Raw genomic sequence first — 19,900 nt, 5'->3', positions numbered from 1 at the left:
TGGGGATTATCGCTACCGATCAAAGGGCGGCGGAACCGTGGTGGAGTACCTCACCGACGGAATGGGCGCCAGGTACCGCGGTCTGCAGGCCCCAGCCGACAGCGGCGAGGAACAGTGCGGTGAGTACGAAGGGCAGGGCGGTGCGGCGCAGCGCTGTAAAGACCCAGTGACGCCGCTTGATGCCACGCAAGCGTTTGTAGAGCGATGCGGACAGCGCACCATCTAGAAGCAGTTCAGCGAACAGGGTCGGGGCGCTGTAGATCACGTAGAAGGAGGACAGCGCCAGACCCATCACCAGCACGATCACCAGCACCGGAACCACCAGCTCGTCGGCGTCGGACGCATCGCCGATCGAACCCAACCCGTCGGCCAGACCGCTGCCGACATCGCTGGACACTGACCCGGATTTCCCCGGCGACAGAACCTGCAGTGGCACGGGTGTATCGAAGTTTGCGCTCACGCCGCCTCCGCTGAAGTTTCCTCCTCCGCCCGATGTCCAGGAGCCTGTGCTGCGCCCTGTTGGCATGGGCAGGTCCAGGCCAGGGTCAGGAAAGTCGGTCCAGTCGTCTGTCTTGGTGCGCAGCCACAGCCAGAGCAGCAGAAAAAACGCGGCGTAGGCGATTGTCAGCGCCAGCGGGTAGCGCAGCGCCATGCTGGTCACACCTGCCTGCAGCGTCAGAAACGAGGACAGCAGGCCGGCGCCACCCGTGATTGCCACCAGCAAGGTCATCTGCACGCGTGGCCAGGAATCCGACTGCAGCTCACGTTGCAGCTCGGTGACCGCTTCGTCCCGAGTGAGCAGCGGGCGCTGTGACCTGACCACCTTCACCAGGCGTGCAGCTGGTCGTCCGGGAAGCTGCCGTCCTTCACGGCGGCGACGTAGGCGGCCATGGCATCGCGCACGCTGGAGGCACCGTCCATGAAGTTGCGAACGAATTTGGGATTCTTGCCCAAGTTGATGCCCAGCATGTCGTGCATCACCAGCACCTGGCCGGCCGTGCCTCTGCCGGCGCCGATGCCGATGGTGTGACAGGTGGGCAGTGCGGTCGTGATCTCGGCGGAGAGCACTGCTGGCACCATCTCCAGCACCAGCATGGTGGCGCCGGCGTCCTGCAGCTCCAGCGAGTGGGTGCGCAGGGTGCGCGCTGCGGCCTCATCGCGGCCCTGTACGCGGTAGCCGCCGAGCGAGTGAACGGTCTGGGGTGTCAGACCCAGGTGGGCGCAGACCGGGACGCCGCGCTCGACCAGGAACCGGACGGTGTCGGCGGTCCAGCCGCCGCCTTCGAGCTTGATCATGTGGGCGCCCGCGTGCAGCAGCTGGGCCGCGCTGCGCATGGCCTGTTCCTTCGACTCGTGGTAGCTGCCAAACGGCAGGTCGCCGATGACCCAGGCGGTGCCCTGCACCCGGCGCAGGCCACGCACCACGCTTTCGGTGTGATAGACCATGGTCTCCAGTGTGACGCCGGCGGTGCTCGACAGCCCCTGGCAGACCATGCCGAGCGAATCGCCGATCAGGATGCATTCCACACCGGCGGCGTCAGCCACCGCCGCGAAGGTGGCGTCGTAGGCGGTGAGCATGGTGATTTTTTCGCCGCGGTCGCGCATTTCTTGCAGCCGGGGCAGGCTGACCGGCTTGCGCTGCGGCAGCGGAGAGGCCGAGGGCAGGGTGCCGCAGGGGGCGCCCGTGGCGGGTGCTTGGGAGGCGGTCTGGCTCATGGTGATGTCCCCTCGGCGGGTGGTCGATTTGGGGCGGACTATAGTCCATCCCGACCATTGGTTCCCGTTATGCTCCGCCCCATGAAACACCTCTCTGAATTCGATGCCTCGGACCTGGCCGAACTGGCGCGCGCCGACGTCGCGCGCGCGCTGGCCGAGGACGTCGGCGCGGGTGACCTGACCGCCGCGCTGGTTGATGCCCGCCGTCCGGCCCGGGCCCGCATCCTGGCCCGTGAAGCCGCGGTGATCTGCGGCCGTCCCTGGGTGGAAGCGGCGGTGCTGGCCTGCGATCCGTCGGCACGACTGACCTGGCATGTGGACGAGGGCGAACGCTGTGCCGCGGAGCAGGTGGTGCTTCATATCGAGGGCAATGCCCAGTCCCTGCTGACCGCCGAACGCACGGCGCTCAATTTCCTGCAACTGCTCTCGGCAGTGGCGACCAAGACGGCGGTGTTCGTCGACGCCGTAAAGGGCACGCGCGCGGCCATCGTCGACACCCGAAAGACCATCCCCGGCCTGCGCCTGGCGCAGAAGTACGCGGTGAAGACCGGTGGTGGCGTGAACCACCGCATCGGCCTGTACGACGCGGTGCTGATCAAGGAAAACCACATCGCTGCGGCGGGTGGCGTGGCCGCGGTGCTGCAGCGGGTGCAGGAGACGGCTCCTCAGGCGCGCTTTGTCGAGATCGAGGTCGAGACGCTGGCGCAACTGGACGAGGCCCTGGCCTGCGGCGCGACCATGGTCCTGCTGGACAACATGGACATCCCGACCCTGCAGGAGGCGGTGCGCCGCAACGCCGGCCGGGCCATCCTCGAAATTTCCGGTGGCGTGAACCTGGACACGGTGCGCGCCCTTGCGGAAACCGGCGTGGACCGCATCTCCATCGGTGCGCTGACCAAGGACGTCAAGGCCACCGACTTCTCCATGCGCTTCGAAACCCTGTGAGCACCACCATGACCGCCAACGCCATCATCGACGTCGAGTATGAACAGCCGGCCTGTCCGACGAAACACGCCTGGGCAAGGGTGCCGGTCGAGCCTGCGCCTGGCCAGCGCGCCGAACTCAAGGAGCGCATCCGCCGCCTGCTCAAGGAGCGCAATGCGGTCATGGTCTCCCACTACTACGTGCACCCCGACCTGCAGGATCTGGCCGTCGAAACCGGTGGGATCGTCAGCGACTCGCTGGAGATGGCGCGCTTCGGCCGTGACCATGCGGCGCAGACGCTGGTGGTGTCGGGCGTGCGCTTCATGGGCGAGACGGCCAAGATCCTCTCACCCGAGAAGACCGTGCTGATGCCCGACTTGGACGCCAACTGCTCGCTCGACCTGGGCTGCCCGATCGACGAGTTCAGCGCCTTCTGCGACCAGCACCCGGACCGCACGGTGGTGGTTTACGCCAACACCAGCGCGGCCGTGAAAGCCCGTTCGGACTGGCTGGTCACTTCCAGCTGCGCGCTGGACATCGTGCGCGCCCTCAAAGACAAGGGCCACAAGATCCTGTGGGCGCCCGACAAGCACCTGGGTGGTTACATCCAGCGCGAGACCGGCGCCGACATGCTGATGTGGACCGGTTCCTGCATCGTGCACGACGAGTTCAAGGCGTTTGAGCTGGAAGCGCTCAAAAAAGAACACCCCGGGGCCAAGGTGCTGGTGCACCCGGAAAGCCCGGCCGAGGTGGTGAAGCTCGCCGATGCCGTGGGTTCGACCTCCGCGATCCTCAAGGCGGCGCGGGATATGGACGCGCGCGAGTTCATCGTTGCCACCGACAACGGCATGATGCACATGCTGCGCCAGCAGAACCCGGGCAAGGTTTTCATCGAGGCGCCCACCGCCGGCAACAGCGCCACCTGTAAAAGCTGCGCGCACTGCCCCTGGATGGCCATGAACGGCCTGGCGGGCGTGGCCCGCGTGCTGGAGACGGGTGGGAACCAGATCCACGTCGACCCGGCGCTGATCCCGCGGGCGCGCTTGCCCATCGACCGCATGCTGGCCTTCACGGCCGCGCACAAGGCTGGTCAGGACGCAGGGGCGCTGGTGCCCAACATCGGGGCAGCCTGATCGGGCGACCGGTCATGCCAAAGAAAAAGCCCGCTGGACAGCGGGCTTTTTCTTTGGGGCATACCTGGGTTGATCAGGTCGGCACCTTCTTGAGCATCTCCAGACCGACCTTGCCTTCGGCGATCTCGCGCAGGGCGGTCACGCCCGGCTTGTTCTTGCTTTCGATCTTAGGGGCGTGGCCTTGGCTGAGCATGCGGGCACGGTAGGTGGCCGCCAGCACCAGCTGAAAGCGGTTGGGGATCTTTTCCAGACAGTCTTCGACGGTGATGCGTGCCATATGCGGGCCTCGGTAGGAAAGCGGGGGTATCAGGAGATGTTGAGCGCCTGGAAGGTGTCGCTGCGGGCGATGCGCTGGGCGGTGAACCGCAGGCGCTGCGCGTGGACGATGGCCTTGAGGTCGAACAAGGCGCGCTCAAACAACTCATTAATTATAACGAAATCGAATTCCTTGGCGTGCGCCATCTCCTGGGCGGCATTCTTGAGGCGCACCTCGATCACGTCGGCGCTGTCCTCGGCGCGCCGCTCCAGCCTGGAGCGCAGTTCCTCCCAGCTGGGCGGCAGGATGAAGATGAGCACTGCGTTCGGAAAAATGCGCTTGACCTGGATGGCCCCCTGAAAGTCGATCTCCAGCACCACATCAGCGCCCTGGGCCATGCGCTGCTCGATCGCATGTTTGGAAGTGCCGTAGCGATTGCCATGCACGTGCGCCCATTCCAGGAACGCATCCTGCGCCACCATCTGGTCGAAGGTCTCTCGGCTGACGAAGTAGTACTCGCGACCATGCACCTCCTGGCCACGCGGCGCCCGGGTGGTGTGCGAAATGGACGGCGAGACGCGCTGGTCCAGCTCCATCAAGGCCTTGACCAGGCTGGATTTTCCGGCCCCGCTGGGGGCCGCCACGACAAACAGGTTTCCCGGGTATTGCATCAGTTCATTCCAGGTTCTGGACCTGTTCACGCATCTGTTCGATCAGCACCTTCATGTCCACCGAAATGCGGGTGAGTTCGAGGCTGGAGGACTTGGAGCCGAGGGTGTTGGCTTCGCGGTGCAGTTCCTGGATCAGGAAATCCAGGCGTTTGCCCACGTCGCCGCCCTTCTTGATGAGCCGCTCGATCTCCACCAGGTGGGAGTCCAGCCGGGTCAGTTCTTCGGCCACGTCGATGCGTATGGCGAAGGCGGTGGCCTCGGCCAGGGCACGTTCCTGCACCGCGTCGGTGGACAGGGTCGGCGTGCCGGCCGCGTTGCCCGCGCCCAGCGCCTCGTTCCAGCGGTCGATGAAGCGCTGGCGCTGCTGGGCCACCAGTTCCGGGATCAGCGGCTGGGCCTCGCGGGCGAGCTGGCGCAACTGCTTCAGGCGGTCCAGCAGCATATCGGCCAGCCGTTTGCCTTCGCGTTCGCGCGCACCCACAAAGCTGTCCACCACGGTCTGTGCCAAGGTGAGCAGGTGGTCGTGCAGCCCGCTGGGCAGTGCCTGCTGGCGGGAAGTCAGCTGGATGAGCTCGGCGACCGACAGAGGGGCGGCTTTGGAATGCCAGGCGATGATGCTGTCCTGCAGACCGACCAGACGCTGCAGTTCGGCGGGTGAGGGCGTGCGCAGCCCACCTTCCGTGCGACCTTCGATCCACGCGCGGACCTCGACCTTGCCGCGCTTGAGGCGCGCGCCGAGCAAGTCCCGCAGCGCGGGCTCGGTGCCACGCAGCTCATCGGACATCTTGAAGGTCAGGTCCAGGAAGCGGCTGTTGACCGATCGAATCTCCATGCCCAGCACGGGCAGGGGGTCGCGGCCGGCCTCATCCGCAGGCCCGCTGTACTGGGCCGTGGCATAGCCGGTCATGCTGTAAACTGCCATGAGACTGGGTCCGATCCGGTTGAATGGTCCACAACGAGGCGTTCCGGACTCCTCCCGAATTATGTCAAAGGTCAAACCAGCTTCCTTGCCACCGGACACGGTGATCGGTGGTTACCGGATCGTTCGCAAGCTGGCGGCGGGCGGTTTTGGCGTCGTTTACCTGGCGGTCGACACCGAAGGTCAGCAGGTGGCGGTCAAGGAATACCTGCCGTCGTCGCTCGCCACCCGGGCGCCGGGCGAACTGTTGCCGCAAGTCCAGCCCGAAAAGCTGTCCCTGTACCGCCTGGGCCTCAAGAGTTTCTTTGAGGAGGGGCGCGCGCTGGCGCAGATTTCCCACCAGTCTGTGGTGAGCGTGCTCAACTTCTTCCGCGAAAACGAGACCGTGTACATGGTCATGAACTACCTGGAGGGCTCGTCCCTGCAGGAGTTCATCATCACCGCACGCGAGCTGAAAAAGCAGAAGGTGTTCCGCGAGTCGACCATCCGCTCGCTGTACGACGAGGTGCTGCGCGGTCTGCGCATCGTGCACCAGCACAAGATGCTGCACCTCGACATCAAGCCGGCCAACATCTTCATCACCGACGACAACCGGGCTGTGCTGATCGACTTTGGCGCTGCGCGCGAGGTGCTGAGCAAAGAGGGTAATTTCATCCGCCCGATGTACACGCCCGGCTTCGCTGCACCCGAGATGTATCGCCGTGATTCGAGCATGGGGCCGTGGACCGACATCTATGCCATCGGCGCCTGCATCTACGCCAGCATGCAGGGCTATCCGCCCAACGACGCGCCGCAGCGGCTGGAGAAGGACCGCCTGTCCCTGGCGCTCTCCCGTCTGCGCGGTGTGTACTCCGACAACCTGATCGAGGTGGTCGAATGGTGCATGTCGCTCGATCCACTCTCACGCCCCCAGTCGGTGTTTGCCTTGCAGAAAGAGCTCAGCCGTGAGACCGAGCGCAGCTATACCAAGCTGACGGTGGCCGAGAAGATGCGCCTTCAGTTCGACAACATCGTGTCGGACAACAAGAAGTCGACCCGCAAGACCACCGCTGGCGGAACCAAGTTCAAATGAAGTTTTCGGTCTACCAGATCAGCCGACAGGGTGGTCGGGAGCGCAACGAAGACCGGATGGGCTACGCCTACACGCGGGAGTCCGGCCTCTTTGTGCTGGCCGATGGCATGGGCGGGCACCCGGAGGGCGCGATGGCCGCTCAGCTGGCACTGCAGACGCTGTCGGCTTACTTCCAGAAGGCCGCCAACCCGACGGTTCGGGAAGTGCCAGAGTTTCTCTCCAGCGCACTGATGGCGGCGCACCACCAGATCATCCGCTACGCCGCTGAAAAAGGCATGCTGGACACGCCGCGCACCACGCTGGTGGCTGCGGTCATGGAGCGCGGCTCCATGCACTGGGTGCACTGCGGCGACTCGCGGCTGTACCTGCTGCGCAATGGCGAGCTGCTCACGCGCACCCGCGACCACTCCTACATGGAGCAGCAGGCGCATCTGGGGCGTGCCACTTCGCACATCAACCGCAACATCCTGTTCACGTGTCTGGGGTCGCCGGCCAAGCCGGTGTTCGATTTGTCCGGACCTGTGCAGCTGCAGCAGGGCGACCGCGTGCTGCTGTGTTCCGACGGACTCTGGGGCACGGTCAAGGACTTCGAGATCGCCTCCGAAATGGCATCGCAGCCGCTGGAGCAGGCGGTGCCCGAGCTGGTCGAGATGGCGCTCAAGCGCGGCGGTCCGCGCTGCGACAACGTGACGGTGCTGGCGATGGAGTGGGAGACGCCGGACGAGTACCAGACCACGCGCATTTCGACCGAAGAGATCGAAGAGGGCGTCTTTGCGTCCACCATCCAGTCCGGTGTGCCCGATCCCACGATCGAGGACATGGACGACGAGGCGATCGAACGTTCGATCGCCGAGATCAACGAAGCGATCCGGCGCACCGCTGAACGCAATTCCTGAGGTTTTCCCATGAGCATTTCCAGCCGGCCCGGTCAGCGGGCCAACGATTCGTTGCGCCCGGTGCGCATCACCCGCGGCTACACCATGCACGCCGAAGGGTCGGTGCTGATCGAGTTCGGCCACACCAAGGTGCTGTGCACCGCGTCGGTGGAGGAAAAGGTGCCGCCGCACAAGAAGGGCAGCGGCGAGGGCTGGGTGACGGCCGAGTACGGCATGCTGCCGCGCGCCACCCACACCCGCAGCAGCCGCGAGGCCGCCAAAGGCAAGCAGAGCGGGCGCACGCAGGAGATCCAGCGCCTGATCGGCCGTTCGCTGCGCGCGGTGTTCGATCTTAAGGCCCTGGGCGAGCGCACGATTTCGCTGGACTGTGACGTCCTGCAGGCCGACGGTGGCACGCGCACCGCCAGCATCACCGGCGCCTTTGTGGCGGCGCAGGACGCGGTGAACAAGCTGATCGCCGAGGGCAAGCTGAGCGCTTCGCCGATCAAGGACCATGTGGCCGCGATCTCGGTCGGCATCCTGGACGGCCAGCCGCTGCTGGACCTGGAGTACGTCGAAGACTCCGCCTGCGACACCGACATGAACGTGGTGATGACCGGTGCTGGCCACTATGTCGAAGTGCAGGGCACGGCCGAGGGCGCGGCCTTCACCCGCAAGGAAATGGACGCGCTGCTGGCGCTGGCCGACAAGGGCATTGGCGAGCTGATCTTGGCGCAGAAGAAGTCGCTCGGCGAATGAAACTGGTTCTTGCATCGAACAACAAGGGCAAGCTGGCCGAGCTGCAGGCCCTGTTCGCCCCGCTGGGTGTGGAACTGGTGCACCAGGCCGACCTGGGCATTCCCGAGGCACCCGAGCCTCACAGGACCTTCATCGAGAACGCGCTGGCCAAGGCGCGCCACGCATCGCAGGTGAGCGGCCTGCCGGCGCTGGCTGACGACGCCGGCCTGTGCGTCGAGGCCTTCGGTGGTTTGCCTGGTGTGGACACGGCGTTCTACGCCACGCAATTCGGCTACGAGAAGGGCGACGACAACAACGTGCGCGCGCTGCTGGAGCAGATGCAGGGCATTACCGACCGCCGCGCGGCGCTGGTGAGCACATTGGTGGCGCTGCGCAGCGCCGACGATCCGGAACCGCTGGTGGCCACGGGCCGCGCGGCGGGGCTGATCACGCAGGAACGCATCGGTGACCAGGGCTTCGGCTTCGATCCCGTGCTGCTGCTGCCGCCGTTCGGCAAGACCTTTGCCCAGCTGCCGGCCGAGGTGAAGAACGCCAACAGCCACCGCGGCAAGGCGGCGCAGCAGATGCTTGACCTCATGCGCACCCGCTGGTTCGCGCAGTCATGAGCGAATCGGCACACTGGAGCGACATACGCCACTGGATGCGCCCCGGCACGCTGCAGCTGCAGGGGCTGCCGCCGCTGTCGCTCTACATCCACCTGCCCTGGTGCCTGAAGAAGTGCCCGTACTGCGATTTCAATTCGCATGAGTGGAGTGCGACCTCGGCACCGGGCCAGGCGCTGCCCGAGCAGCCGTACCTGGACGCGCTGCGGGCCGACCTGCAGGCGGCGCTGCCGCTGATCTGGGGACGCCCCATCCACACCGTGTTCATCGGCGGCGGCACGCCCAGCCTGTTCTCGCCCGAGGCGATCGACCGCCTGCTGGGCGACGTGCGGGCGCTGACGCGGCTGGACGCCGATGCCGAGATCACGCTCGAGGCCAACCCCGGTACGTTTGAGAAGGACCGCTTCCGGGCCTTCCGCCAGGCCGGCGTCACGCGCCTGTCCATCGGTGTGCAGAGCTTCCACGACGCGCACCTGAAGGCGCTGGGCCGGGTGCACGACCGGGCGCAGGCGCTGGCGGCGGTGGAGGAGGCGGCTGGCGCGTTCGACACCTTCAACCTGGACATCATGTACGCGCTGCCCGGCCAGACCCTGGCGCAGTGCGAGATCGACATACGCACCGCGCTCGGTTTCAACCCGCCGCACATCTCGATCTACCACCTGACCATCGAGCCCAACACGGTGTTCGCCAAGTTCCCGCCGGTGGTGCCCGAGGACGACGACGCCTACGCGATGCTCGACCGCATCACCGAGCTGACCGGTGAGGCCGGGCTGGAGCGCTACGAGGTCTCGGCCTATGCGCGGCGCGGTCACCGCAGCCGGCACAACCAGAACTACTGGCAGTTCGGCGACTACCTGGGCATCGGCGCGGGCGCACACAGCAAGCTGAGTTTTGCACACCGCGTGGTGCGCCAGGTGCGGGCGCGCGAGCCGCGGCTGTACATGGACAAGGCCATAGCAGGCGATGCGGTGGTGGGCGTGGAGGAAGTCGCTCGGCGCGACCTGCCGTTCGAGTACATGCTCAACGCGCTGCGACTGCGCGAGGGCTTCAGCCTGACCGACTTCAGCGCCCGCACCGGCCTGCCGCTGTCCGCCATCGATGGCGCGCTGCGCGAAGGGCTTGCCAAGGGCTGGCTGGCGCAGGACGGTGTGTGGGTGGCACCCACCACGCGCGGCTTCGATTTCCTGAGCGACCTGCAGTCGCTGTTCCTGCCCGGCTGACTCCGGTTGGGTCAGGCTGTGGCGGGTTCGTCGGCTGGAACGATCGACGGGGCGCGCCGCAGCCGCATGCGGGCCGTGGTGCCCGCGCCCGGTTCGCTGGCCAGCTCGATGGTCCCGCCATGGATCTCGACAATTTCCTTGACCAGGTTCAGTCCCAGCCCGGTGCCCGGGATGTTGCCGGAGGTGTCGGCGCGGTAGAAGCGCTCGAAGGCGCGGGCCAGTTGTGCGGGGGTCATGCCGATGCCCTGGTCGCGCACCTCGATCACCACGGCTTCTTCGCCCTCGCGCCCGCTCAGCTGGACCTTCAGCGACACCTCGCCACCGGCGGGCGAGTACTTGAACGCGTTGCTCAGCAGGTTCGTCAGCGCCTGTTCGATCTTGCTGGCATCGGCCATCACCTGCACCTCCGGGAGCGGGTCCACCGTGATCTGCCGGCCCAGCTCCTGGTGCGCGATGCCGTCCAGGGCGGCGTTCACGATGGTGGACAGCGGCGTGGAGACGATGCGGAAGTCCTTGCCCTGACGCGCCTCGATGCGCGAGAGGTCCAGCAGCTCCTGGATCAGGTTGTTCAGCAGCGTGCCCTGCCGGTGCACGGTCTGCAGCAGGTCCTTCTGCTTTTCTTCGCTGTACCGGCGGTGGATCATCAGTTCGGTGAACCCCAGGATGCTGGCCAGCGGTGTGCGCAGCTCGTGCGCCGCCGTGGCGAGGAACTCGCTCTTCATGCGGTCGACCTCGAACTGGTGGGTCACGTCCCGGAAGTACACGAAGGTCTCGCCGCTGCCGCCGAGGTGTCGCCGGACCTCGCGCTCCAGCACCTTGCGGGACGGACGCGCCAGCACCAGGGTGTGCCGTGAGCCGTTGCCTGCATCGCTGGCCACCGGCCCGTAGCGCTCGGTGTCTTCGCACAGCTGCCGCATCCAATCGTCGAAGCTGGACAGGGGCATCCAGGAAGACACCTCGCCCACCATGGCGCGCAACGCGGGGTTGCTGGTGATGAGCTCGCCCCGGGCATCGAACACCGCGAAGCCGTCGGGGCTGAGGTCGAAGGTGGCGTTCAGCCGCGCGGTGCGCTCGATCAGCCGCTGCTTGACCTCGACCTGGGCGGTGACGTCCTCGATCACGTTGATGTAGTGCGTGATCTCGCCTTTGCCGTCTCGCACGGGAGACACCGAGAGCTTGTTGTGGAACACGCTGCCGTCCTTGCGGTAGTTGCGCAGCGTGACCTTCACCTCGGCGCCGTTCTGCACCGTTCGTGCGAGCAGGGCGAGATCGTCCGGGTCGGTCAGTGGCCCTTCCAGCAGGCTGGCATCCCGTCCGAGCACCTCGTGGGGTGTGTATCCGGTGATGCGGGTGTACGCCGGGTTGATGTGCACGATGGGCTGCGGGTAGCGGCGGGCGTCGCTGACCGAGATGCCGTTGGGGGTGCAGTCGAGCACGCGACCGTACAGCGTCAGGTACTCCTCGGCCAGCTTCATGTCGGTGAGGTCGCGCACGATACAGGTGTAGCGGATCTCCGGGTCACCCGAGATTTCGCCCAGCAGCACCTCCACCGGGAATGAGGTGCCGCCGTGGCGCACGGCCTCCATCTCGACCCGGCCGATGCGGCTCTGCGTGCTGTGGATGAGCATGCCGTCGGTCATGGTCTGGCGCAGCCGGTCGGCGTCCATGCCCGGCAGCACCTCGGCCAGCGGACGCCCGATCAGGTCCTTCTCGTCCGATCCGAACATGCGCTCGGCGGCCGGGTTCGCGCCGACGATCTGCCCGTCGGATCCGATGCCGACGATGGCATCGGCGGCGGTGTCCAGCACCGCCTTCATGCGCGTGAGGCGCTGGCGGGTTTCGGCCATCCGGCGGGCCAGCTCCTGCGAGGACCAGTTCAGCGCGCGGCCGAGTTCGCGCACCTCCTGGCTGCCCCAGCGCAGCTGCAAGGTGTCGCCGGGCGACTCGGCCATGGTGCTGGCGTAGGCCGCCAGGGCGCGGATGGGCTGGACCGTGCGCCGCAGGAACAGGGCGAAAGCGGCCAGTGCCAGCAGCCCGAGGATGAGGATACCGGTCGAGGTGATTACCCAGTTCTTGCGCGCGGCGGCCATGCGGGCCGCGAAGCTGAACTCCACCTCGACCCAGCCTTCGCGGACGAACTGGGGATAGTCCACCGCCTGACCCTCGCCGCCGCGGTTGGCGGTCAGCAGGCTGGCCACCGCGTGCAGGCGCTCCCCGGACAGCGCATGACCACGGGCCGGTACCGGCAGGGCCAGACCACTTTGGGGCCGGATAGACACGATGTCGCCGCCCGCGCGCTGCTCCACCCGCATGGCCTCGTACCCGCCGGGGCGCATCACACGGACCGCCTGCATGCCGGGCAGGGCCACCACCTCCTGCAAGGCCTCGTCCAGGGCGCCGAAATCGTTGTCCGCCAGCGGCACGCTGGCGGCGTGTGCTGCCATCCTGGCCAGCGCCTGCGCCCACTGGATGCTCTCCCGTTCGGTCTGCTGCTGGACGCTGGAGAGCGACAGCGGCACGGTGATGGCCATGGCGGTCAGGCACAGGCCGATGGCGATGGTCATCAGCTGCGTGCGCAGCGAGCGCATGGCCACCCAATGGCGGAACAGTTCGGGTATCGATTTCATCGGAAATCCGACGACCACCGTTGCGGGAGTCAGACCGTGCGGCCCAGCATGTCGTCCACCAGGTCGAGCAGCTTGAGCGGGCTGAACGCCTTGGTCAGGTAGGCATCGCTGCCGGCCTTGCGGCCCTGTTCCTGGTCTTCCGCCTGGGCGCGCGCGGTCAGCAGGATGACCTTGGTCTGGCCTGCCAGCACCGGGTCGCTCTTGACCTTGGCACACACCTGGTAGCCGTCGAGCTCGCCGGGCATCATCACATCCAGCAGCATGAGGTCGGGCCGGATGTCCTGCGCCAGACGCCAGCCGTCGCCGCCGTTGTCGGCCTCATGGACTTCGGCGTCGTCCAGGTGCTGCAGCGTGAGCCGGATCAGTTTGCGGATGTCGGGCTGGTCGTCGACGATGAGGATGCGGGCGGTCATGCGGGGCTCCTTCGGCGGGTGCGGGCCATGAGTTTCGACAGGTCTTCGGCGTAGATCTGGGCCTGCAGCATGTCGAGGTGGTGTGTGTTGCGCATCGGTGCGCCGGTGGGCAGTTCCAACATCACCTGCAGCCCGTCGGCGCTGTCCTGCTCGATGCGAAGCCGGCCGCCGTGCAGCTGCAGGATGCGCTGGGTCAGGGGCAGGCCGATGAGCAGGGCGTCGGTGTCGCCGCCTCCGGTGCCCTTCGGGTCGACCACGGGACGGAAGATGGCCGCGGCGTGTCGCGACAGCGCGGCGGCCGAGAGCACGCCCAGGTGGTGGATGTTCATCAGCAGGTGGTTGCCGGACGGCCGGAAGCCGATGCAGATGGCCACCGACTCCCTGCTCTGAACCCCCTGGCGGGCCTGGGTCACCGCGTTGTGCAGGCATTCGTACAGCGCCCGGCGCATCAGCCGCCGGCTGCCGTACACCGGCGGCAGGTCGTTGCGGTCGCCTTCGATCACAAAGGACACGCCCTGCGGGTCGGTCAGCGGCGCGAGCTCCTGCGCAGTGCTGCGCACCAGCTCGGGCAGCAGCATCCGGTCTTCCCCGATGAGTACGTCTTCTCCGAACACGTTGACCAGGTCCGCCATGCGCTCCAGCCGCTCCTGCAGGTCGCGGACCGACTGCGCCAGCACCGGGTTCGATGAGGGTTCGAGCAGGCCCGTGACCTTCTGGATGGGGGGCAGCAGCTCTGCCTTGAGCAGCTCCATGATCTGCTGCAGCGACAGGCGCTGGTCGACCTCCGCCGCTGCGACGGGAGAAGCGTCGAGCGCATCCACCTCGGCCACCGCCACCGACACCGGCACCAGACCGGCCACGGGGCGGGGGGCGCTGCGGCAGACCAGCCGCGCGATGCCGTCGTCCGACAGGGCCTCCACCCGCAGTTCCAGGCTGGGTGGTGTGCGTCCGGCCGCCACGTCGCGCACCAGCGCTTTGACCTGCGGGTCGCTGCCCAACAGCAGGTGGGGGCGGCAGCGCATGGCCTTGGCCGCCTGGTTGGTGAACACCACGTGGCCATCGGCGCCGAACAGCAGCAGCGGACTCGCCACGAAGTCCAGCAGGACCAGCAGCGGGTTGTTGGCGGCGGAGGCAGGGGTGTTCATGGCAAGTCCGACGGGTCCGGGAAAGGCTGTTCCCGGAGACTTCGTCACACTTGCTATCGGCCTGCAGGAGGCAAAGTTGAGCGGTAGCGCTGGCAGAACGCCGTGGGCCGGAAGTCGTGCAGGAACAGGGCACCACCCTCCAGCGGAACGGTTTGCAGGGGAGGGGACAGGCTGTTGAGCGCGTCCAGGAACGCCTGGTTGTTCGCGACGATCTGGTTGGTGGCCAGCACCCAGGTCCGGCCCGAGGCGGGGTCCTGGCAGATGCGCCGCACCGTGGAGCGGATGTTGTGGATCTCGTTGATGGTGGGCTGGTAGACGAACCGGGGCAGGTCGGCCAGCCCCGTGCGGGGGGCGTAGAAGCTGTAGGCGGGGTAGGTCCAGCTGCTGAGCATGGCGTGGTCACCGGGCTGGCGGTGGTCGGCGATGAACTGCAAGGCGCCCCGGATGTCCTGGTAGTTGTGGGGGTGCCGGACGACGTGCAGGCTCAGACGCAGGGGCATCCACAAGACGCCAGCGGCCAGGCCCGCCGCCAGCCAGGGGGCTGCCCGCCGAAGGGGCAGCTCGTGCAGCTGCTGCACCAGGGCCGCCAGAGCGAGGAACACGAACGGCACCAGAAACAGGATCAGGCGGGCGCGGAACGGGTACTGGTGGAGCGCGGAGGCTCCCAGCACCGCCATCAGCGTGACGGCGCCCATGGCGGCGGCCCGCACCCGCTGGAACGCCAGCGCCACGCTGCCGAGCACAGTGAGGGCGAGCAGCGCGTGCACCGGGCCGCTGAACCAGCCGGGCAGAACCTCGCGGAACGCCGTGCCCATCTGCAGGAAGCCCAGGTACACCAGACCCAGTGCCGCTTCCCGGAACCAGTGGAGGTCGGCCAGCGAGGTGGGTGGAATGGGGGCGAAGCTGGTGGCCCAGAAGCCGGCGAGGTAGGCGTTGTGCGGCACCGACCGCAGGGCCACCAGGTAGTCGGCCACGAAGCTGGCCAGCCAGACCAGGCCCACGGCGTTCACCGCGAGCCAGGCCGCACGTTCCCGGCGCCGCGCCATCTCCAGCCAGAGGGCGAGCCCACTGCCGGCGAGCACGAAGTCGATGGCGTGCGAACACCAGATGCCGATCGCGCCGGCCAGCGCGAGCCAGAACGCGTCCTCGCGGCAACGGTCGGGCCTGAGGCGCAGCGTCAGCCACAGGATGAGCAGGGTGCCGAGCACGTCGCCCTGGTACTGCTTGAACTCGGTGCTGTAGTACACCAGCACCGGCGAAGCCGCCACCAGCCCCACCAGGGTGGCGCGGGCCACGGAGGAAGAGAAGCTCAGCCGCGCCACGGCCAGCGCCAGCGGCAGTGTCGCCAGGCCAAAGAGCAGGGACACCAGGCGCAGCGTCCATTCGTGGGTGCCCAGGAGGATGGTGACCAGCTTCACCAGCACCAGATACCCTACCGGGGCCGCCTGGTTGTTGGCCAGCGGTTCAAAGACCAGTTGCGCGAAGCCGTGGTCCACAAAGGCCGTGGCCAGCAGGGTTTCGTCGTGCCAGAAGGAGCGGTTGAAGACGAACTGCTGCAGGCGCAAGGCGGTGCCCGCCGCAACGATCAGCCAGAGCCACAGGGTGTTGGAACGCAGCAGGTCCCGCACGGCGGGCAAGCGGTGTGTGGTCGCTGGTGCGGTGGTGGCCATGGATCTCCCCCCGATTCGCCTGGTGTCGGGGCCGATGCCCGCCGCGCCGGTGGCGGCGGCATGCTCCGCTGAGGCGGCACTATACGCACGCGAACTTAAGAGATCCTTGATTTTCTTAAGGAATATCTGAATTCGGGGCGATGGGCCGTGCCTCGGAATTCACGACCAGCTCGGGGTGGCAAACCGCTCCACCAGAAAGTCCAGCAGCGCGCGCACCGCGGGCGACAGATGCTTGCGCGAAGGGTAGAGCGCGTGGATGGCCATGTCCGGCGGCTGCCAGTCGGGCAGCACCCGCTGCAGGCGGCCATCGACCAGGTGCGGGTTGGCCAGGTAGGTCGGTTGCAGCGCCACGCCACCGCCCGCGAGCGCTGCTTGCAGCAAGGCGGTGGCTTCGTTGGCGCTGAGCTGGCTGCGCACCTGGATCTGGCACCGCTCATCGCCGCGGCGCAGGACCCAGGTGCTCTTGCCGAAGTTGGCAAAGCTCAGGCAGCGGTGGTGTTCCAGGTCGGCCGGGGCCTGGGGCACGCCGTGCTCGGCCAGGTAGTCCGGCGACGCCACCAGCACCGAGGCGCAGGGCGCCAGCACCCGGCCGATCAGGCTGGGGTCGGGCTCGGCGCTGATGCGGATGGCCAGGTCGATGCGCGCCTCGACCAGGTTGAGCGCACCCTCGCTGGCGTTGAGATCGATCTTGAGCTGGGGGTGGCGTTTGAGGAAATCGGCCAGCGCCGCCGCCAACTGCGCGTAGGCGAACGAGATGCTGCAGGTCACCCGCAATTGCCCGCGAAGGGCAGTGCCGTGTCGGCTGGTCTCCTGCTCCACATCCTCCATCAGCGCCAGCATCTGCTGGCTGCGGCGCAGGCAGCTTTCGCCCGCGTCGGTGAGCGTGACGCTGCGCGTGGTGCGCTGCAGAAGCCGGGCGCCCAGCCACTGCTCCAGCGCGCCGACGTAGCGCGTGACCATGGCGCGCGACATCTCCAGCTGGTCGGCGGTGGCGCTGAAGCTGCCGCTTTCGGCGACGGTCACAAACACCCGCATGGCGGTCAGTCGGTCCATGATTTGATCGTTTTGAGAAACAGATATGGGCAAATTATGCGGTTTATCTGATCGTTTATTGAAACTACAGTCCGCTTCAGCACTGAAAAGCGCCACCGTCCCACACCCTCTCAGGAGCCTTCCATGATCCGCACCACCCTCGTCGCCGCCTCGCTGGCCATCGCCTTCACCACCGCCCAGGCGGCACAACCGCTGACCGTCAAGGTCTACAACGCCGGCGGCAGCAGCTTCAACGTCAACTCGACCCTGGTCTATGGCGAGAAGGAGGCCATGGTGATCGACGCCGGCTTCACCCGCGCCGACGCGCTGCGCATCGCCGTCAACGTGCTGGACAGCGGCAAGCAGCTCACCACCATCTATGTGAGCCAGGCCGACCCGGACTACTACTTCGGCGTCGAAACCCTGAAAGAGATCTTTCCCCAGGCCGACGTCGTGACCACGCCCGCCGTGCTGGAAAAGCTGAGCGCCAAGATGGCCGGCAAGCTGTCGTTCTGGGGTCCGAAGATGGGCGCCAACGCGCCGCGCAAGCCGGTGACGCCGCGCGCGCTGGAAGGCAACAGCCTGACGCTGGAAGGCCAGGTCATCGAGATCCGCGGCACGCAAGGCCTGCTGGCCCACCGCCCCTACGCCTGGATTCCGTCGATCCAGGCGGTGGTGGGCAACATCGGTGTGTTCGGTGGCATGCACGTCTGGACCGCCGACACACAAAGCGCCGCCGAGCGCGCCGCCTGGGTGGCCCAGCTGGATGAGATGGCCGCGCTCAAGCCCGTGCTGGTGGTGCCCGGTCACATGAAGGCTGGCACGGCGGTGGACGCCAGCGCCATCGGCTTCACCAGGGACTACCTGCAGACCTTCGAGAAGAACCTGGTCGCGAGCAAGGGCAGCGCCGAACTGATCGACGCCATGAAGAAGGCCTATCCGCAGCTGACCGACGGCGCCTTGTCGCTGGACATCGGCGCCAAGGTCAACAAGGGCGAGATGAAGTGGTGAGGATCTGAACCATGCGCACCACCGTCACCTACCTGTTCGACCCGCTGTGCGGCTGGTGCTACGGCGCCTCGCCGGTGATCGGGGCGCTGGCGCAACACCCCGACATCCAGCTGGCACTGGCACCGACCGGCCTGTTTGCTGGCAGCGGACAGCGCATGGACGCGTCCTTCGCCGCGTTCGCCTGGGCCAATGACCAGCGCATCGCCAGTCTGACCGGGCAGCGCTTCACCGAGGCCTACCGCCAGAACGTGCTGGGGCGGCACGGCGGCGCATTCGATTCGTCGGCCATGACACTGGCGCTCACAGCGGTCGCCGAGTCCGAGCCGGTGCGCGAGCTGGAGGTGCTCAGGGTGCTGCAGGAAGCCCGCTACGTGGACGGCCTGGACACCGGCAGCGCCCAGGTGGTGGAAGCGGTGTTGCGCCGGATGGGGCTGGAAGGTGTCGCCGACCAGGTGGCCGAGCCGGATCTCGCGCTGCGGGAGCGCAACGCGTCGCGGCTTCAGCAGGCCCGGCGGCTGATGCGGTCTCTGGGTGCGCAAGGGGTTCCGGGGCTGGTGGTGCACGGCGCCACGGGCCAGCGCCTGCTGGGCGGCAACGCGTTGTATGGCGACGTCGAACAGCTGCTGCGGCAGATCCAGGCGGATTGACGGGCGCCAGACCGCACAATGCCCCTTGAAAGGATTCCATGATGAACACCCTTCAGGACGTTCTGCTGCACTTGCGCGCCGGTCGCTGGACCGAGGCACACAACCTCGTCCAGTACGACAGCTCGCCCCTGGGCGCCTGGCTGCACGGCATCGTGCACATCGTGGAGGGGGATCTGGAGGACGCCGAGTACTGGTACGGCCAGGCCGGGCGCCATTTCCGCAGCCGCGGCACGCTGGACGAGGAACTGGCGCGCTTCGAGGCGGCGCTGTTGCAGAGCGGGGCGGCGCCCGCTGCAGCGCCGAGCAAAGCCGGTGCTGTGGTGCGGTGACCCGTGCCACCGCCAGCGGTGGGTGGGGTGGTGGGTAGAAAGCAGAAACGGGCCGCGAGGGCCCGTTTTGCTTGGTGTCTTGGCGGAGACGGTGAGATTCGAACTCACGGACCCTTGCGGGTCGGCGGTTTTCAAGACCGCTGGATTAAACCACTCTCCCACGTCTCCTGGGGTGGGCGGCATTGTAGCCGCCGGCGTGTTCAGGTCGGGGTGCCTGCCGGGGTGGCTGGGGCCAGCATGCCGCGCTGCTCGATGAAGCGCACCACGTCCTGTACGCCGTCCAGGGTCTTGAGGTTGGTCATCACCCAGGGCTTGCGCGCGGTGTCCGGCCGCATGCGCGCGGTGTCCTGCTTCATCACCTCCAGGTCGGCGCCGACGTGCGGGGCCAGGTCGGTCTTGTTGATGACGAACAGGTCGCTTTTGGTGATGCCGGGGCCGCCCTTGCGCGGGATCTTCTCGCCCGCGGCCACGTCGATCACGTAGATCGTCAGGTCGCTCAGTTCGGGGCTGAAGGTGGCGGCGAGGTTGTCGCCGCCAGACTCCACGAACACGATGTCGGCGTTCGGGAACTCGCCCAGCATGCGGTCGATGGCTTCGAGGTTGATCGAGCAGTCCTCGCGGATGGCGGTGTGGGGGCAGCCGCCGGTTTCCACGCCCATGATGCGTTCGGCCGGCAGCGCGCCACTGACGGTGAGCAGGCGCTGGTCTTCCTTCGTGTAGATGTCGTTGGTGATGGCGACCAGGTCGTAGCGCTCGCGCATGGTCTTGCACAGCATTTCAAGCAGCGTGGTCTTGCCGGAGCCGACCGGGCCGCCGATGCCCACGCGCAGCGGGGGCAGGGTCTTGGTGCGGTGGGGGATGTGGTGCAGGGCGGTCATC

Annotated in this window: 21 protein-coding genes and 1 tRNA gene; 10 read left to right on the top strand and 12 right to left on the bottom strand. The window is 67.1% G+C overall.

Annotated features, from left to right (window positions below; translation table 11 throughout):
* Positions 1-19: 19 nt before the first annotated feature.
* Complete coding sequence (locus tag HFL01S_RS05215) at positions 20-829, bottom strand: hypothetical protein (RefSeq protein ID WP_066255668.1); 810 nt, start codon at positions 827-829, stop codon at positions 20-22.
* Positions 826-1,716, bottom strand: coding sequence for a 3-methyl-2-oxobutanoate hydroxymethyltransferase (gene panB / locus HFL01S_RS05210; RefSeq protein WP_066255666.1), 891 nt, complete (start codon positions 1,714-1,716; stop codon positions 826-828). The genes HFL01S_RS05215 and panB overlap by 4 nt, the downstream gene beginning before the upstream one ends.
* An 81-nt stretch (positions 1,717-1,797) precedes the next feature.
* On the opposite strand from panB, the gene nadC reads away from it, so the two are divergent.
* Both nadC and nadA read left to right on the top strand, forming a co-directional pair.
* On the top strand, positions 1,798-2,661 hold the full coding sequence (nadC, locus tag HFL01S_RS05205) for a carboxylating nicotinate-nucleotide diphosphorylase (RefSeq protein WP_066255663.1): 864 nt from the start codon (positions 1,798-1,800) through the stop codon (positions 2,659-2,661).
* Positions 2,662-2,669: 8 nt separating this feature from the next.
* Positions 2,670-3,773 carry a quinolinate synthase NadA gene (nadA, locus tag HFL01S_RS05200; protein WP_066256009.1) on the top strand — a complete coding sequence of 368 codons (1,104 nt, stop codon included), beginning with the start codon at positions 2,670-2,672 and terminating at the stop codon, positions 3,771-3,773.
* Between the two features lie 73 nt (positions 3,774-3,846).
* Here the strand turns inward: nadA and rpoZ are convergent, their stop codons facing one another.
* Genes rpoZ through HFL01S_RS05185 form a run of 3 tightly spaced genes read right to left on the bottom strand, consistent with a single transcriptional unit; the run spans position 3,847 to position 5,622 of the window.
* Entirely contained in the window at positions 3,847-4,050 is a 204-nt protein-coding gene (gene rpoZ / locus HFL01S_RS05195; RefSeq protein ID WP_066158523.1) for a DNA-directed RNA polymerase subunit omega, read from the bottom strand.
* Between the two features lie 29 nt (positions 4,051-4,079).
* Entirely contained in the window at positions 4,080-4,700 is a 621-nt protein-coding gene (gmk, locus tag HFL01S_RS05190) for a guanylate kinase (protein WP_066158521.1), read from the bottom strand.
* Between the two features lie 4 nt (positions 4,701-4,704).
* Positions 4,705-5,622 carry a YicC/YloC family endoribonuclease gene (locus tag HFL01S_RS05185; protein WP_066255661.1) on the bottom strand — a complete coding sequence of 306 codons (918 nt, stop codon included), beginning with the start codon at positions 5,620-5,622 and terminating at the stop codon, positions 4,705-4,707.
* A 61-nt stretch (positions 5,623-5,683) separates the two neighbouring features.
* Here HFL01S_RS05185 and HFL01S_RS05180 point away from each other — a divergent pair, with 61 nt between their 5' ends.
* The 5 genes from HFL01S_RS05180 to hemW are packed head-to-tail and all read left to right on the top strand — an operon-like array spanning position 5,684 to position 10,147.
* Positions 5,684-6,691, top strand: a complete 1,008-nt coding sequence (locus HFL01S_RS05180) for a serine/threonine protein kinase (RefSeq protein ID WP_066255659.1) — start codon at positions 5,684-5,686, stop codon at positions 6,689-6,691.
* Positions 6,688-7,587, top strand: coding sequence for a PP2C family protein-serine/threonine phosphatase (locus HFL01S_RS05175; RefSeq protein WP_066255655.1), 900 nt, complete (start codon positions 6,688-6,690; stop codon positions 7,585-7,587). Before HFL01S_RS05180 ends, HFL01S_RS05175 begins: the two co-directional genes overlap by 4 nt.
* A gap of 9 nt (positions 7,588-7,596) precedes the next feature.
* A complete protein-coding gene (gene rph / locus HFL01S_RS05170; protein WP_066255652.1) occupies positions 7,597-8,325 on the top strand; it encodes a ribonuclease PH in 729 nt (242 codons plus the stop codon).
* Complete coding sequence (gene rdgB, locus HFL01S_RS05165) at positions 8,322-8,930, top strand: RdgB/HAM1 family non-canonical purine NTP pyrophosphatase (protein ID WP_066255650.1); 609 nt, start codon at positions 8,322-8,324, stop codon at positions 8,928-8,930. The genes rph and rdgB overlap by 4 nt, the downstream gene beginning before the upstream one ends.
* Positions 8,927-10,147, top strand: coding sequence for a radical SAM family heme chaperone HemW (gene hemW / locus HFL01S_RS05160; protein WP_066255647.1), 1,221 nt, complete (start codon positions 8,927-8,929; stop codon positions 10,145-10,147). Before rdgB ends, hemW begins: the two co-directional genes overlap by 4 nt.
* An 11-nt stretch (positions 10,148-10,158) precedes the next feature.
* On the opposite strand, the gene HFL01S_RS05155 is transcribed toward hemW, so the two are convergent.
* From HFL01S_RS05155 to HFL01S_RS05135, 5 genes are all read right to left on the bottom strand, one after another.
* Positions 10,159-12,774 carry a sensor histidine kinase gene (locus HFL01S_RS05155; protein ID WP_084383101.1) on the bottom strand — a complete coding sequence of 872 codons (2,616 nt, stop codon included), beginning with the start codon at positions 12,772-12,774 and terminating at the stop codon, positions 10,159-10,161.
* A 29-nt stretch (positions 12,775-12,803) separates the two neighbouring features.
* Entirely contained in the window at positions 12,804-13,187 is a 384-nt protein-coding gene (locus tag HFL01S_RS05150) for a response regulator transcription factor (protein WP_066255642.1), read from the bottom strand.
* Complete coding sequence (locus HFL01S_RS05145; protein WP_066255641.1) at positions 13,184-14,332, bottom strand: ATP-binding protein; 1,149 nt, start codon at positions 14,330-14,332, stop codon at positions 13,184-13,186. Before HFL01S_RS05145 ends, HFL01S_RS05150 begins: the two co-directional genes overlap by 4 nt.
* Before the next feature lie 53 nt (positions 14,333-14,385).
* Positions 14,386-16,002 (bottom strand): glycosyltransferase family 39 protein, encoded by a 1,617-nt coding sequence (locus tag HFL01S_RS05140; protein WP_066255639.1) that lies wholly within the window; start codon positions 16,000-16,002, stop codon positions 14,386-14,388.
* Positions 16,003-16,161: 159 nt separating this feature from the next.
* Complete coding sequence (locus tag HFL01S_RS05135) at positions 16,162-17,055, bottom strand: LysR family transcriptional regulator (RefSeq protein ID WP_066255636.1); 894 nt, start codon at positions 17,053-17,055, stop codon at positions 16,162-16,164.
* 123 nt (positions 17,056-17,178) lie between these two features.
* Between HFL01S_RS05135 and HFL01S_RS05130 the strand changes: the two genes are divergently transcribed.
* Genes HFL01S_RS05130 through HFL01S_RS05120 form a run of 3 tightly spaced genes read left to right on the top strand, consistent with a single transcriptional unit; the run spans position 17,179 to position 19,021 of the window.
* Positions 17,179-18,045, top strand: a complete 867-nt coding sequence (locus HFL01S_RS05130; protein ID WP_066255633.1) for an MBL fold metallo-hydrolase — start codon at positions 17,179-17,181, stop codon at positions 18,043-18,045.
* A gap of 11 nt (positions 18,046-18,056) precedes the next feature.
* Entirely contained in the window at positions 18,057-18,692 is a 636-nt protein-coding gene (locus tag HFL01S_RS05125) for a DsbA family protein (protein WP_066255632.1), read from the top strand.
* A gap of 41 nt (positions 18,693-18,733) precedes the next feature.
* Positions 18,734-19,021, top strand: coding sequence for a hypothetical protein (locus HFL01S_RS05120; protein ID WP_066256006.1), 288 nt, complete (start codon positions 18,734-18,736; stop codon positions 19,019-19,021).
* Between the two features lie 80 nt (positions 19,022-19,101).
* On the opposite strand, the gene HFL01S_RS05115 is transcribed toward HFL01S_RS05120, so the two are convergent.
* Both HFL01S_RS05115 and ureG read right to left on the bottom strand, forming a co-directional pair.
* A tRNA-Ser gene (locus tag HFL01S_RS05115) sits at positions 19,102-19,189 on the bottom strand.
* Positions 19,190-19,221: 32 nt separating this feature from the next.
* Positions 19,222-19,899, bottom strand: a complete 678-nt coding sequence (gene ureG, locus HFL01S_RS05110) for an urease accessory protein UreG (RefSeq protein ID WP_066255629.1) — start codon at positions 19,897-19,899, stop codon at positions 19,222-19,224.
* Between the last annotated feature and the right edge of the window lies 1 nt (position 19,900).

Origin of the sequence: Hydrogenophaga flava NBRC 102514 (assembly GCF_001571145.1) — a bacterium.
In the GTDB taxonomy this organism is placed as follows: domain Bacteria; phylum Pseudomonadota; class Gammaproteobacteria; order Burkholderiales; family Burkholderiaceae_C; genus Hydrogenophaga; species Hydrogenophaga flava.
Note: the sequence above shows the minus strand (reverse complement) of the source record. Positions and strands in the feature narration are given on the sequence as shown.

What these genes read in the sequence shown, in the direction of transcription:
- rpoZ (WP_066158523.1), bottom strand. Translation starts at nt 4,050, where the DNA reads ATGGCACGCATCACCGTCGAAGACTGTCTGGAAAAGATCCCCAACCGC.
- HFL01S_RS05155 (WP_084383101.1), bottom strand. Translation starts at nt 12,774, where the DNA reads ATGAAATCGATACCCGAACTGTTCCGCCATTGGGTGGCCATGCGCTCG.
- gmk (WP_066158521.1), bottom strand. Translation starts at nt 4,700, where the DNA reads ATGCAATACCCGGGAAACCTGTTTGTCGTGGCGGCCCCCAGCGGGGCC.
- HFL01S_RS05140 (WP_066255639.1), bottom strand. Translation starts at nt 16,002, where the DNA reads ATGGCCACCACCGCACCAGCGACCACACACCGCTTGCCCGCCGTGCGG.
- HFL01S_RS05125 (WP_066255632.1), top strand. Translation starts at nt 18,057, where the DNA reads ATGCGCACCACCGTCACCTACCTGTTCGACCCGCTGTGCGGCTGGTGC.
- HFL01S_RS05135 (WP_066255636.1), bottom strand. Translation starts at nt 17,055, where the DNA reads ATGGACCGACTGACCGCCATGCGGGTGTTTGTGACCGTCGCCGAAAGC.
- HFL01S_RS05180 (WP_066255659.1), top strand. Translation starts at nt 5,684, where the DNA reads ATGTCAAAGGTCAAACCAGCTTCCTTGCCACCGGACACGGTGATCGGT.
- HFL01S_RS05185 (WP_066255661.1), bottom strand. Translation starts at nt 5,622, where the DNA reads ATGGCAGTTTACAGCATGACCGGCTATGCCACGGCCCAGTACAGCGGG.
- panB (WP_066255666.1), bottom strand. Translation starts at nt 1,716, where the DNA reads ATGAGCCAGACCGCCTCCCAAGCACCCGCCACGGGCGCCCCCTGCGGC.
- HFL01S_RS05150 (WP_066255642.1), bottom strand. Translation starts at nt 13,187, where the DNA reads ATGACCGCCCGCATCCTCATCGTCGACGACCAGCCCGACATCCGCAAA.
- rph (WP_066255652.1), top strand. Translation starts at nt 7,597, where the DNA reads ATGAGCATTTCCAGCCGGCCCGGTCAGCGGGCCAACGATTCGTTGCGC.
- rdgB (WP_066255650.1), top strand. Translation starts at nt 8,322, where the DNA reads ATGAAACTGGTTCTTGCATCGAACAACAAGGGCAAGCTGGCCGAGCTG.
- HFL01S_RS05175 (WP_066255655.1), top strand. Translation starts at nt 6,688, where the DNA reads ATGAAGTTTTCGGTCTACCAGATCAGCCGACAGGGTGGTCGGGAGCGC.
- HFL01S_RS05120 (WP_066256006.1), top strand. Translation starts at nt 18,734, where the DNA reads ATGAACACCCTTCAGGACGTTCTGCTGCACTTGCGCGCCGGTCGCTGG.
- hemW (WP_066255647.1), top strand. Translation starts at nt 8,927, where the DNA reads ATGAGCGAATCGGCACACTGGAGCGACATACGCCACTGGATGCGCCCC.
- ureG (WP_066255629.1), bottom strand. Translation starts at nt 19,899, where the DNA reads ATGACCGCCCTGCACCACATCCCCCACCGCACCAAGACCCTGCCCCCG.
- nadC (WP_066255663.1), top strand. Translation starts at nt 1,798, where the DNA reads ATGAAACACCTCTCTGAATTCGATGCCTCGGACCTGGCCGAACTGGCG.
- HFL01S_RS05145 (WP_066255641.1), bottom strand. Translation starts at nt 14,332, where the DNA reads ATGAACACCCCTGCCTCCGCCGCCAACAACCCGCTGCTGGTCCTGCTG.
- HFL01S_RS05130 (WP_066255633.1), top strand. Translation starts at nt 17,179, where the DNA reads ATGATCCGCACCACCCTCGTCGCCGCCTCGCTGGCCATCGCCTTCACC.
- nadA (WP_066256009.1), top strand. Translation starts at nt 2,670, where the DNA reads ATGACCGCCAACGCCATCATCGACGTCGAGTATGAACAGCCGGCCTGT.